Below are 13,788 nucleotides of genomic sequence, written 5' to 3' on the forward strand. Positions count from 1 at the left end.
GCCCGAATGCCCAGTCGTTTAAAGATCTATCTTGCCCTCTGGTGCGCGAGCCTGTGCCTGACGACTCAGAGCCATGCCGACCTCATCACGGCGCAAGAGTATGTGCTGCGCAGCCGTTCGGGTCATGAAGCACTGTCCGTGACACTGGAGCCTGCGCAGCGACAATGGCTGCAGACTCGCAGCGAACTGGTACTGGGCACTTCCGCACCGGATTATCCGCCGTTCGACATGACGGCCAGCGGTCGCGATTACGAAGGATTTACCGCTGATTACGCCGGCCTCCTCGAACAGGCCAGCGGACTGCCAGTGCGGGTCCAGCGCTTTGCCTCACGGGAAGCCGCCTTGCGCGCATTGAAAGCCGGTCAGGTCGACATGCTCGGTACCGCCAACGGTTTCGAAGCCAGTGACGCGGATATCCTGCTTTCAACGCCCTACGCCATCGATCAGCCGGTACTGGTCACCCGTGAGGACGAAACCCGCACGCTCACCCAGGGCCTGGCCGGTCTACGCCTGAGCATGGTCTATCACTATCTGCCCCAGGACGAGGTCCGGGCGCTGTATCCGAAAGCCATCCTGACCTCCTATCCGTCCTATCAAAACGCAATCAACGCGGTGGCGTTTGATCAGGCCGACGTGTTTCTGGGCGATACCATTTCCACCCACTACATGATCAACAAGGGCTATCTCAACAACATCCGCATGGCCAATTTCGGCAAACAGGAAGCCCACGGTTTCAGTTTTGCCGTACACGCCGAAAACCCTCAACTGCTGGCCATCATCAACGCCGTGCTACAAGCCATACCGACCAGTGAACGGGACAGCATCGCCAAGCGCTGGAGCGCCGGCAGCGACATTCTGCTGACCGACCAGAAGCTGCAATTGACCCATCATGAAGAGCAGTGGCTCAAACAGCATCCGGTGCTGCGTGTGGTGGTGAACGAAGCGTTCGCCCCGCTGACGTTCTTCGACAGCGATGGCAATCTGCGCGGCATTACCGCAGACCTGCTTGAGCTGCTGCGATTGCGCACCGGCATGCGCTTCGAACTGGTGCGCAGCCGCAGCGACGGCGACATGGTGGAGCAGATCAATCAGCATCGGGCCGATCTGATCGCGGCGCTGCTTCCCAGCCCGCAGCGGGAAAAAACCCTGCAATTCAGTCGCCCTTATCTGGAAAACTCCTTTGTCCTGCTGACCCGAAAATCCCCCCGACAGCCCGACGCATCCGGCTCAGCTGAGGGGCAAATACCTGGCGATTGCCCAAGGCAGCCCCATGACCGATTATCTGCGCCGCGAGTTTCCCGATATCCGTCTGACCGAAACCTCGGACACCTTCGGCGCCGCGACATTGCTCGCTGAAGGCAGGGTCGATGGCGCGGTCACCTCACTGGTCATCGCCAATTACCTGATCTCGTCGCGGATCTTTGAACATCAGTTGCAGATCACCACGACCCTGGGCACTCGCCAGGCCGCCTTCTCGCTGGCCACGGCGCGTGACAACCGCGAGCTGAGCTCGATCCTCGACAAAGCGCTGCTGAGCATCAGCCCCGAAGAACTGGGCGTCATCAACAGCCGCTGGCGCGGTTTCTCCAATGCCGCGCAAAGCAACTGGCATCAATACCAGCGCCTGTTTTACCAACTGATCGGGGCGGCATGCCTGTTGCTGTTGCTGTCACTGCTCTGGAACGCCTACATGCGCCGCCAGATCAAGCAACGTCAGGCCGCCGAGCGCGCGCTCAACGATCAGTTCGAATTCATGCGCTCGCTGGTCAACGGCACCCCTCACCCGATCTACGTGCGTGACCGCCGGGGTCTGCTGCAAAGCTGCAACGACAGCTATCTCGAAGCCTTCAACGCCAAACGCGAAGACGTGATCGGCAAGAGTGTCATGGAGGGCACCCTGAGCAATGCCTTCGAAGCCCAGGCCTTCCAGGCGGATTACCAACGGGTTGTGGCCGAAGGGACGCCGCTGCTGCTCGACCGTCCGCTGCACATCGGTGGCCGGCGCCTGACGATCTATCACTGGATCCTGCCGTACCGCGACTCCAGCGGCGAAGTACAAGGGATCATCGGTGGCTGGATCGACATCAGTGAACGTCGCCAATTGTTCGATGAGCTGCGCACGGCCAAGGAGCAGGCGGACAACGCCAATCGCGCCAAAAGTACCTTTCTGGCGACCATGAGCCACGAAATCCGTACGCCGATGAATGCCATCATCGGCATGCTCGAACTGACGCTCGAGCGCATGAGCGATCAGGCACCGGATCGCTCATCCATCGAAACCGCTTACTGTTCGGCCAAGGATCTGTTGGGCCTGATCGGCGACATCCTCGATATCGCACGAATCGAGTCCGGGCACCTGAGTCTGAGCCCCGAGCGGGTCAATCTGGTCGAAACCGTGGCGTCAGTGGTCAGAATTTTCGACGGCCTGGCCCGTCAGAAAAACCTCGCCTTGCCCCTGACGGTCAATCCTCCCGGACTCGCCGTCGACGTGGAGCTGGATCCGTTGCGCTTCAAGCAAGTCCTGTCGAACCTGATCAGCAACGCCATCAAATTCACCGAGCGCGGGCAGGTGCGCATCGCGCTGGACGTACGACCCAATGACGCGGGCCTGTATTCCCTGATCCAACTGACCATTCACGACACTGGAGTCGGGATCAGCACCGAAGATCAACAACGCCTGTTCGAACCGTTTTCCCAGGCCGACAGCGGTCGGCAACAGGCTCGAAGTGGTGCGGGACTGGGGCTGGTCATCAGCCGTAACCTCTGTGAAATGATGGGCGGTCAACTGCAGCTGAGCAGTCAGCCCGGGATCGGCACCCAGGTCTGCCTGTCGTTGCCGTTGCAGACGCTGCCGTGCAAGGCCACCGCCGCGAAAACCGCGCAGCCAATCGCCCCCTCTGCGACACCGCTGAACATTCTGGTGGTTGATGACCATCCGGCCAATCGCCTGCTGCTGTGCCAGCAGCTGGAATTCCTCGGTCATCGTTTCAGTGTTGCCGAAGAGGGGCGAAACGCATTTGCAATCTGGCAGACCGGCGAATTCGACCTGGTCATCGCCGACTGCAACATGCCAGTGATGAACGGCTATGAACTGACCGAGGCCATCCGCCAACAGGAACGGCGCACTGGCCGCACGCCTTGTACGGTGCTGGGCTTCACGGCCAACGCTCAGCCCGAAGAGGTGCAGCGCTGCAAACAGGCTGGCATGAATGACTGCCTGTTCAAGCCCTTGAGCCTCAGCGCCCTGAACCATTGGGTCAACGGGTTGCGACCGGCAGCGCCGGGGCCGGCGTTCAATCTTCAGGGCCTGAATCAGTTGACCGGTGGCAATCCGCAGCAAGCCCGGCGCCTGCTCACGCAACTGCTCAAGAGTAGCCGTCTGGATCGCGAGGAGCTTCTGGCCCTGGCCCCGCACAATGACCGTGAAGCCTTGGCGGTCGTGGCACACAAGATCAAGGGTGCCGCCCGGATCGCCCAGGCCTCGCGCCTGATCGCCTGTTGCGATGCGCTGGAACAAGCCTGCCTGCAGGCAACCTCGCTGGCGACCATCGTGCGCTGCACCGAGGCCACCGACGCAGCGATTGTCGAACTGGAGCAGGCATTGCAGCGACAACTGGAACCTTTGGAAGAAGGCACACTGGGCGAGCCTTAACTATGCTTGGACGCTGAGCAGTGTGTTTACTTCAATGGAGAGTCAGCAATGCCCAGCCCACTGCGCCCGGATCAACGCCGATTCCCGTTGCACGTGCACATCAGCGTCATGTTCACCTTCCTGCTGTTGCTGACAGGCGTTGTGCTGGGGTTGTTCAATTATCGCCAGACCACCCGGATCATCCTGTCGAGCAGTGAAAACCTGTTCAATCGCATCGAACAGGACGTGCGCCTGGACCTGCATTCAACTTACGAACCGATCCGGCACCTGCTGAGCCTTCTGGCCAACGATCAGGCAGCCGACGCTTCGAACCTGCAGCAGCGTCTGGCGCTACTCAAGCCGTTCACTCAGTCACTCAAGGACAACAACGATCTCGCGTCGCTGTATATGGGGTACGGCAACGGCGACTTCTTCATGGTTCGACCCTTGCGTACCAACGCCCTTAAAACCCTGCTCAAGGCGCCGCCGACCGCGGTCTATCAGGTCTGGAGCATCGAGCACGACGCCAGCGGCACCGTATCGTCGCAGTCACTGTTCTTCGATCAGACACTGGCGCCGGTGGGGCGCGACGTCAATTCCGACGACCGCTACGACCCGCGTACCCGCAACTGGTACATCAACGCCCTGCAACAGGGTGACCAGATCACCACCGAGCCCTATGTATTTTTCTCCACGCACAATGTGGGCACCACGCTCGCCCGTCGCAGCAGCGCAGACTCCGTCATCGGTGCCGATTTGACCCTTGAAGCACTTTCCGCCACCTTGCTCAAGCATGTCGTCACCCCCTCCACCGAAATCGTGTTGTTCGATGCCGATGGCAATGCGGTGGCCTATCCCGATAGCCGCCGGCTGATTGTCGACGACCGCAGCGCGCGCCTGGCCAAGGCCGCCGACCTGAGCCCGAACCTGCACGCGTTGCTGTCCACGCCCCACCATCAGGGCAAACGGCTCGACGTCAATGGGCGCCACTGGATCGTCGCCCGCAGCAACCTGCAGGAAGGTGGGCCGAACGGTTTGCAGATGGCCCTGCTGGTGCCGGAGGACGAACTGCTGGCCGACGCCTACCGCATGCGCTGGCAAGGCGCGCTGATCACCCTCGCGATCTTGCTGCTGTGCCTGCCGCTGGGCTGGCTGATCTCGCGGATTCTGGTCAAACCGTTGCACGCGCTGGTCAAGGAAGCCGACGCGATCCGCAGTTTCGATTTCAATTTTCCGGTCACCCGCCGCTCGCCGGTGCTGGAGGTCGACCAGTTGAGCCTGTCGATGGCGCGCATGAAAGACACACTCGCCAGCTTCTTCCGCATCACCGACAGCCTCAGCGCCGAAACCCGCTTCGCCCCGCTGCTGCAACGGGTGCTGTTCGAAACGGTGCAGATCGCCCAGGCCCAGGCAGGGTTGATCTATCTGCGCGAAAGCGACGGCAACCGCATGGAACCCTATGGACTGGTGATCGACGGTGTTTCGCAGGAGCCGGGCGGGTTCAACGTGCTCGGCCAGGACCTGCTGGCAGATCAGGGCCCGGCGTGGTTTCAGCAACTGATCCACGCCGACAACGTGGTCAGCAGCCTCGGCTTCGAGCAGGCCGCAGACTTGCAGAACGTCCTGTTGGCCATGCAGTCGCCGCGCATCCACCTGATCGGTATCCGCCTGCGTAACCGCCACAACGAGACCATTGGCTTGTTGATTCTGCTGATCAACGACAGCGGCAACGCTCAGGATCTGGAAAAACTGCGCCCGGACCGCATTGCCTTCCTGCAAGCAGTGTCCGGTGCGGCGGCGGTGAGTATTGAAAGTCAGCGTCTGCAAGCGAAACAGAAGCAGTTGCTCGATGCGTTCATCCAGTTACTGGCCGGCGCCATCGACGCCAAGAGCCCCTACACTGGCGGCCACTGCCAGCGTGTGCCGGAATTGACCTTGATGCTTGCGCAAGCCGCTGCCGCCAGCCAGGCACCGGCATTTCAGCGTTATCAACCCAGCGAAGACGAGTGGGAAGCGCTGCACATCGCGGCCTGGCTGCACGATTGCGGCAAGGTCACCACACCCGAATATGTCGTCGACAAGGCGACCAAACTGGAAACCCTCAACGATCGCATCCACGAAATTCGCACCCGTTTCGAAGTGCTCAAGCGCGATGCCTGGGTCAGTTATTGGCAGGCGCTGGCGCTCGGCGGCAACGCGGCGCAACTGAGCGAACAGCGTGACGCCGCACTGACGCAACTGGACGATGACTTTGCCTTTGTTGCCCGCTGCAATCTGGGCGGCGAGGCCATGGCACCCGCCGATCTGCAGCGCCTTGAGCACATCGCCGAGCGGCGCTGGATGCGCACCCTCGATGATCGCCTGGGGGTGTCATGGGAGGAAAACCGCCGTCAGGCGCAAACGCCCGCGCCAACGCTGCCAGTCAGCGAGCCACTGCTGGCGGACAAGCCCGAACACCTGATCGAACGCGCCGAGAGTGAACTGATTCCGGAAGACAATCCGTGGGGGTTCAAACTGGATGTGCCGCGTTACAAATACAATCGCGGCGAACTCTACAACCTGAGCATTGCCCGGGGCACCCTGACCCGCGAAGAGCGCTACATCATCAATCACCACATGGTGCAGACGATCCTGATGCTCAGCCACCTGCCCTTCCCCGGGCACCTGGACAGCGTCGCGGAAATCGCCGGCGGGCATCACGAAAAAATGGACGGCAGCGGCTATCCAAAGCGCCTGAAACGCGAAGACATGAGCCTGCCGGCACGGATGATGGCGATTGCCGATATTTTCGAGGCGCTGACGGCTGCGGATCGGCCGTACAAGAAAGCCAAAACCCTGAGCGAGGCCTTGGCGATCATGGCCACCATGTGCCGCGAGGCGCACATCGACGCCGAGCTGTTCGCGCTGTTCATCAATGACGGGGTTTACATGCAATACGCTGCGCGGTTTCTCGATCCGCGCCAGATCGATGCGGTGGATCCGGCCAGCCTGCTGCGCAAGGCTGGCCTGAGTGCCTGATCAGCAGTCGGTCAGACGCAGGAAGATCGCCGCCAATTGCTCGATACCTGCCTGATCGTCGGTGCCAAAACGCGCCAGTTTCGGGCTGTCGAGATCGAGTACGCCGATCAACCGACCGTCCTTGACCAGCGGCACTACCAACTCGCTGTTGGAAGCGCTGTCGCAAGCGATATGCCCGGGAAAGGCATGCACATCCTCGACACGCTGAGTCTGCAGACTGGCCGCCGCGGCGCCACACACGCCGCGCCCGAACGGAATGCGCACGCAAGCGATCTGGCCCTGGAACGGACCGAGCACCAGCTCTTCATTGCGATTGAGGTAGAAACCCGCCCAGTTCAAGTCATCGAGCTGGTTGAACAGAAACGCCGAAAACTGCGCGGCATTCGCGATGAAATCGCGCTCGTCCGCCAGCAGCGATTCCAGTTGTGCGGCCAACATGCCGTAGCCTTCGAGGCCCTGGCCGCTTTGTTGCAAATCAATCATGCCTTGTGCTCCAGCAATTTCAGACCCACCCAGTAACGGGCGAATTGGTACGCGCAACGTCCGTTGCGATTGCCGCGCCCGGTGGCCCAGCGCACGGCGAGAATGTCCAGTTGTTCGTCGCGCTGCCAGCTCAGGCCAGCCTTGGCGGCCAACTGGCCGATCCAGTGTTCGACGACATTGAGGAAGTGTTCCTGGGTAAACGGATAAAACGACAGCCACAGACCGAAACGGTCCGACAAGGCGATCTTGTCTTCCACCGCCTCACTCGGATGCAGCTCGCCGTCGACACGCTTCCAGTTTTCGTTGTCGCTTTCCTTCTCCGGCACCAGATGGCGGCGATTGGAAGTGGCGTACAGCAGAACGTTGTCCGGGGCCTGCTCGAGCGAGCCGTCGAGCACGCTTTTCAGCACGCGGTAATCGCCTTCGCCGGATTCGAACGACAGGTCATCGCAAAACAGCACGAAGCGCTGTGGCAGTTTGCCGATCTGCTCGACCACGCGCGGCAGGTCGGCCAGATGATCGCGTTCGATCTCGATCAACCGCAGGCCGGCCTTGGCGTGTTCAGCCAGCAGCGCGCGCACCAGCGAGGATTTACCGGTACCGCGCGAACCCCAGAGCAGCGCATGGTTGGCCGGCATGCCGTCGAGAAACTGCTGGGTGTTGCGGCCCAGTTGCTCCAGTTGACGGTCAACACCGATCAGGTCGGACAGGCGCATGTCGAGGCTGACGTCCAGCGGCAGCAAGTATCCGCTACGCCCGTCTCGCTGCCAGCGCGCGGCCAGGCAAGTATTCCAGTCGATCAGCGGACGTGGCGCCGGCAGCAAGGGTTCGATCCGCGCCAGAACCGACTCGGCGCGTTCAAGAAAAGCATTCAATCGGGAATCCACGTCTTCTCCTCGGGCACGTTCACAGTGATGATGTCGATACAGCGACGACAGACAGATCTCAATCCCCGCTCAGGCCTTGTTACAAGGCGATTCGGGAACCTCGGTATCCATACATGATCGACTATGCTTGAGCAGCGAAGGGAAACGGAAGTGGTTCAACACCCCATGGATATCAAATTCACCCACCGGCTGTCTTACAAGCAAGCCAGATTCACTGTGCTGGTCGGGTTCATTCTGGGCACGCTGCTCAGCCTGCTGCAAATCGGCATCGATTATGCCAGCGAAGACGCCTCCATCAACCGTGAAATCCTGTCTTTGCTGGAAATCAGCCACAATCCGGCATCGCGGATCGCCTACAACATCGACGCGGAACTGGCGCAGGAACTGACCCTGGGGCTGTTGCGTTCGCCGGCGATCATCTCGGCGCAACTGACGGACAACAATGGCAACGTGCTGGCCAACGTCAAACGCCCGGAGCTGCAAAGCGGCTATCGAGTGATCAGCGACTTCCTGTTCGGCGCCAAACGCCAGTTCGAAGACCGTCTGTACCTCGACCACCTGCCTGACGAATCATTGGGCATCCTCAGCCTTGAAGTCGACACGTACGCGTTCGGCAGCCGTTTCCTGCGCCGCGCCGAAGTCACTCTGCTCAACGGGTTTGCCCGCAGCCTGATCCTCACCGGGATCCTGCTGGCGTTGTTCTACGTGATGCTGACCAAGCCACTGGTACGGCTGATTCGTGAACTCAGTGCGCGCGACGCACGCAGTGCAGAACCGACAACGCTGGAATGCCCGGCCGGACACGCCAATGACGAGATCGGCGTGCTGGTCAAAGTCGCCAACCAGCAGTTCGAAAACATCGCCACGGAAATCCAGCAGCGCCGCAACGCCGAAAACCGCCTGACCGACTACCTCGGGCAGCTGGAGCACATCGTTTCGGCCCGCACCGCCGAGCTCAAGGCGATCAACACCCGGCTCAGCCAGTCCAACGAAGAACTGGAGATCGCCCGCAGCACCGCACTGGACATGGCCGAAGCACGCTCGGCGTTCCTTGCCAACATGAGTCACGAGATCCGCACCCCGCTCAACGGTCTGCTGGGCATGATCGCCCTGTCCCTTGACGGCCCGCTGAATGCCGAACAACAGCAACAGCTGTCAATTGCCCATGACTCGGGCAAGGTGCTGGTGGAGCTGCTCAACGATATTCTCGACCTGTCCAAGTTCGATGCCGGACAACTGGAGCTCGAGCACATCCCGTTCGACCTCGGCTCGCTGATCGAGGATACCGCCAACCTGCTGTCGCAGAACGCCGCGCCGAGCGTCGAACTGACCTGCCTGATCGATCCGCACTTCCCCGCTCTGGTGCTGGGAGACCCGACCCGGGTGCGGCAGATCGTCAGCAACCTGTTGTCCAATGCCCTGAAGTTCACCCGCTTCGGTCGGGTTGATGTGCGCCTGTCGGCCCATGGCGACGGGGTGCGCATTGAAGTCTGCGACACCGGTATCGGCATCGCCCAGGAGGCCCAGGTGAAAATCTTCCAGCCGTTCACCCAGGCGGGCGCCGGTATCACCCGGCAGTACGGCGGCACCGGTCTCGGCCTCGCGCTGACCTACAACCTCTGTGAAGCCATGCAGGGTCGGCTGACCATCAGTTCCGAGGCCGGTTTCGGCAGTCAGTTCTGTGCCGACCTGCCGCTGCCGTGCCATACCCGGGCGATCATGCCGCCACCGCTGCACGGCAAGGTATTGGCGATCACCGCGGCCAGCAGCGGCCTCGCCGAACTGCTCAAGATGCTGTTGCCGGTGTGGGGCGTGACTTACGAACAGCGCACCATGGACGACCCGCTGCTGGGCCTGTCACCCGATCTGCTGATCACCGATTGCCCGGAATGCCTGTTCAGTCTGCGCCCGACCCTTAGCGCGCCGATCCTGGTGGTGACCGCTTATGGCAGCTTCATGCCCAGCGAAGAGGCCGCAGCGCTGGCGCCATTGCAGCAACAGGCCCGACCACTGGCACGCAACGCGCTGTATCAGATCCTGCGGCGCATTCTGCTGGCAGACATCACCACGAACAACGATGCGCAGCACGAAAGCCAGCCGGTTCAACGCCGCGGACGCGTGCTGCTGGTGGAGGACAATCCGGTCAACCAGTTGGTGGCCAAAGGCATGCTCGGCAAGCTCGGTTGCGACGTGGTGGTCGCCGCCCACGGTGCCGAAGCGCTGGATCAACTGGAGCACGATGAGTTCGACCTGGTGCTGATGGACTGCAACATGCCGGTGATGGACGGCTACGAGGCGAGCCGGCAGATTCGCCAGAGCGGGCGCTGGCCGCATCTGCCGATCGTCGCGCTGACCGCCAACGCCATGTCGGAAGAGCGCGAACGCTGCCGTGCCGCCGGCATGAGCGATTACCTGGCCAAGCCGTTCCGCCGCGAAGAGCTGGCGACCCTGCTCGATCAGTGGATTCCGACTACGTCAGCGCTTTGATCTGCCCCAGCAAGTGATCGAGACCGTTACGCAAATCGTTGAGCCGTTCAAGATCCACGCCGCTGTCGCACAACAATCGGGCCTTGAGCGGCCCGACCTGCTCGCGCAACGCCTGGCCCTGGGTGGTCAGGCTTAGATGCACTTCACGCTCGTCACGCGCAGAACGCTGGCGCTGCACCCACTGCAATTGCTCAAGCCGCTTGAGCAACGGCGTCAGAGTGCCGGAGTCCAGCGCCAGACGCTCGCCCAGGGCCTTGACCGTCGGTTGCTCCGGCGCTCTGTCCTGCCACTCCCACAGCACCAGCATCACCAGGTACTGCGGGTACGTCAGGCCGAGCTGATCGAGCATCGGCTTGTAAGCGCGAATCACCGCCCGGGACGCGGCATACAACTTGAAGCACAACTGACTGTCGAGCTTCAGCGAATCGTCGGGCAGGCTGTTCATTTGAGCAGGGCTTCGATCTCGCCGCTGATGTCCTGCGGCTTGGTGGTCGGGGCAAAACGCTTGACCAGTTGCCCATCCTTGCCGATCAGGAACTTGGTGAAATTCCACTTGATGCCCTCGGAGCCAAGCAGACCCGGAGCGCGTTTTTTCAACTGCACGAACAGTGGATGCGCATCAGAACCGTTGACATCGATCTTCTTGAACAGCGGGAAACTCACGCCGTAATTCAGCTCGCAGAACTCGCTGATCGCACCCTCGTTGCCTGGCTCCTGCTTGCCGAACTGATTACACGGAAACCCCAGCACCACCAGGCCCTGATCCTTGTAGGTCTGCCACAGCTCTTCCAGGCCTTTGTATTGCGGGGTGAAGCCGCATTTGCTGGCGGTATTGACCACCAGAACGGCCTTGCCGGCGAAATCGGCCAGGGTCTTTTGCTCACCCTTGATGGTGGTGACAGGAATATTCAGCAGGTTGTCGCTCATGAGACGGCTCCACGGGTTATCGGCAAAGGCCAAACATAGCGAGCAATTAAATTGTGTGCAATTTAATTAATTGAGTTGCCATCATGTAGGAGCTGCCGAAGGCTGCGATCTGTTGATCTTGTTTCAAAAAATCAAAAGATCGCACCTTCGGCAGCTCCTACTTGTTAAAAACTCTTAAGAGTATGAAATATCACCGAAAACCGGCCCCTGCGGCCTGTTTTTGTTGCCCGAAACAACGCCTTGCGAACGATTGCCGCCATACTGTCGACCATTTCACACATGGGTTGGCAGACGGTCGTTATGGATAACCTGGGTTTTGGCAAAGTCCTGCTGGTCGAAGACGATGAACGTCTGGCCACGCTGATTGCGCACTTTCTCGAGCAGCATGGCTACGAGGTGCGCGCGGTGCATCGCGGTGATCTGGCAGTGGCCGCGTTTCTCGAATTCCAGCCCAAAGTGGTGGTGCTTGATCTGATGCTGCCGGGGCAGAGCGGGCTGCACGTGTGCCGGGAAATTCGCAGCGTGTCGGACACGCCGATTGTCATCCTCACCGCCAAGGAAGACGACCTCGACCACATTCTCGGCCTGGAATCCGGCGCCGACGATTACGTGATCAAGCCGATCAAGCCGCCGGTATTACTCGCCCGGCTACGCGCCTTGCAGCGTCGGCAGATGCCGGAGGCCGGCGTGGTCAGTGCGCTGGAATTCGGCCGCTTGAGCATCGACCGCAGCTGCCGCGAAGTGCGGCTGGCTGGCGAGATCATCGAAATGACCACCATGGAATTCGAGCTGCTGTGGCTGCTGGCCAGCGCCGCCGGCAAAACCCTGTCCCGCGATGACATTCTCAACCGCATGCGCGGTATCGCCTTCGACGGGCTCAATCGCAGCGTCGACGTGTACATCAGCAAGTTGCGCAACAAACTCAAGGACAATCCCCGTGAGCCGGTGTGCATCAAGACCGTGTGGGGCAAGGGTTACCTGTTCAATCCATTCGCGTGGGAGCTGTAGATGCTGCGGTTATTCCTCGGGCTGTTTCTGGTGATGACGGTGGGCCTGGTCCTGGCCCTGCAAACTGTCGAACACACCTTCAACGCGTTGCTCGACAACCAGATGCAGGCCTACAACCGTGAGGCGGTGCGCGGGCAGGCGTGGTCACTGGTCGAGCACATGCGCGATCAGCAAGGCGCGGCCCGAGAACAGCAGTTGGAAGCGTTGCGCCCGCACTACGGCTTGTCGCTGAAGCTGATCGAAGCCGATCAACTGGACCTCAGCACCGAGGAGAAGGCCGAACTGGCGCAAAACCTGTTGGTGATCCGCGACAACTACACCCAGTTCATCAGCAACATCGACGGTGGCTCGCAACTGCTCAGCATCAAGCTGCCGCCCGAGCCGAGCCTGATGCCGTTCTACATCGCGGTGGCTTATGCGATGCTCGCGGTGCTGATCGGCATCGTCCTGTTCTTCTGGGTACGCCCGCACTGGCGCGATCTGGAAAAACTGCGTCTGGCCGCCGAGCGCTTTGGCGATAACGATCTGTCGGTGCGCATTCAACTGTCGAAACGCTCGAACATCCGCGATCTGGCGGAACACTTCAACCTGATGGCGGCGCGCATCGAGAGCCTGATCGCCAATCAGCGCGAGCTGACCAACGCGGTCTCCCACGAATTGCGTACGCCAATTGCACGGCTGTCGTTTGAACTCGACCAACTCAAGCAACAGCCGGATGCCAACCAGAACCGCGAACTGATCGCCGACATGTACGCCGACCTCGGCGAGCTGGAAGAAATGGTCTCCGAACTGCTGACCTACGCCAGCCTCGAACGCGGTGCGACGGTGATCAAGCGCGAAAACATTCAAGCGGCCAACTGGCTCGACAGCGTGGTCGGTAGCGTTGCACTGGAGGCGGAAGCGGCGGGGGTGCAGTTGCTGATTGGTGACTGCCGGCTCGACACCGTGCGCATTGAGCCGCGGTTCATGGCGCGGGCGGTGATCAATCTGCTGCGTAATGCCATTCGTTATGCCGAGCAGCGAGTCGAAGTGACGCTGGTGCGCAGCGGCGATTACTACGAAGTGCGGGTCAACGACGATGGCCCGGGGGTGCCAGTGGAGGGCCGGGAGAAAATTTTCGAACCGTTCTCGCGACTGGATGCCAGCCGCGACCGGCGTACCGGTGGCTTTGGGCTGGGCCTGGCGTTGGTGCGACGGGTGTCGCAGTCCCATGGCGGGCAGGTCGAGGTCGGGGAATCGGTGTGGGGTGGGGCGTCGTTCCGGATGACCTGGGCGCATCTGGACTGATCTGCGTTGTCGGTTCCAGCCCTATCGCTGGCAAGCCAGCTCCCACAGGTTTTTGTGTAC

At 61.0% G+C, this 13,788-nt stretch carries 8 protein-coding genes and 1 pseudogene; 5 read left to right on the forward strand and 4 right to left on the reverse strand.

From position 1 onward, the window contains the following. Positions 1-6 precede the first annotated feature (6 nt). Together HT737_RS26865 and HT737_RS26870 are read left to right on the forward strand one after the other, a co-directional pair. Positions 7-3,652 (forward strand): annotated as a pseudogene (locus tag HT737_RS26865) (transporter substrate-binding domain-containing protein). Between the two features lie 48 nt (positions 3,653-3,700). After that, positions 3,701-6,649 carry an HD domain-containing phosphohydrolase gene (locus HT737_RS26870; protein WP_182404343.1) on the forward strand — a complete coding sequence of 983 codons (2,949 nt, stop codon included), beginning with the start codon at positions 3,701-3,703 and terminating at the stop codon, positions 6,647-6,649. Here HT737_RS26870 and HT737_RS26875 read toward each other — a convergent pair whose 3' ends face one another. Beyond that, positions 6,650-7,132 (reverse strand): GAF domain-containing protein, encoded by a 483-nt coding sequence (locus tag HT737_RS26875; RefSeq protein ID WP_039770434.1) that lies wholly within the window; start codon positions 7,130-7,132, stop codon positions 6,650-6,652. It lies immediately after the preceding gene. Next, the gene (locus HT737_RS26880) at positions 7,129-8,019 is read right to left on the reverse strand and encodes an ATP-binding protein (protein ID WP_047295439.1); all 891 of its coding nucleotides are present in this window, start codon (positions 8,017-8,019) and stop codon (positions 7,129-7,131) included. The genes HT737_RS26875 and HT737_RS26880 overlap by 4 nt, the downstream gene beginning before the upstream one ends. Positions 8,020-8,184: 165 nt before the next feature. On the opposite strand from HT737_RS26880, the gene HT737_RS26885 reads away from it, so the two are divergent. Beyond that, the gene (locus HT737_RS26885; RefSeq protein ID WP_095668668.1) at positions 8,185-10,506 is read left to right on the forward strand and encodes a response regulator; all 2,322 of its coding nucleotides are present in this window, start codon (positions 8,185-8,187) and stop codon (positions 10,504-10,506) included. Here the strand turns inward: HT737_RS26885 and HT737_RS26890 are convergent. Together HT737_RS26890 and HT737_RS26895 are read right to left on the reverse strand one after the other, a co-directional pair. Further along, positions 10,490-10,951, reverse strand: coding sequence for a MarR family winged helix-turn-helix transcriptional regulator (locus HT737_RS26890; protein WP_095668667.1), 462 nt, complete (start codon positions 10,949-10,951; stop codon positions 10,490-10,492). The two genes, HT737_RS26885 and HT737_RS26890, sit on opposite strands and share 17 nt — an antisense overlap. Beyond that, entirely contained in the window at positions 10,948-11,433 is a 486-nt protein-coding gene (locus HT737_RS26895) for a glutathione peroxidase (RefSeq protein WP_027613435.1), read from the reverse strand. Before HT737_RS26895 ends, HT737_RS26890 begins: the two co-directional genes overlap by 4 nt. A 300-nt stretch (positions 11,434-11,733) precedes the next feature. On the opposite strand from HT737_RS26895, the gene HT737_RS26900 reads away from it, so the two are divergent. Further along, positions 11,734-12,441 carry a response regulator gene (locus HT737_RS26900; protein ID WP_027613172.1) on the forward strand — a complete coding sequence of 236 codons (708 nt, stop codon included), beginning with the start codon at positions 11,734-11,736 and terminating at the stop codon, positions 12,439-12,441. Further along, positions 12,442-13,728 (forward strand): ATP-binding protein, encoded by a 1,287-nt coding sequence (locus HT737_RS26905; RefSeq protein WP_182404344.1) that lies wholly within the window; start codon positions 12,442-12,444, stop codon positions 13,726-13,728. Positions 13,729-13,788 lie beyond the last annotated feature (60 nt).

The sequence above is a fragment of the Pseudomonas sp. MD195_PC81_125 genome, assembly GCF_014060985.1.
GTDB classification, from domain to species: Bacteria; Pseudomonadota; Gammaproteobacteria; order Pseudomonadales; family Pseudomonadaceae; genus Aquipseudomonas; species Aquipseudomonas parakoreensis.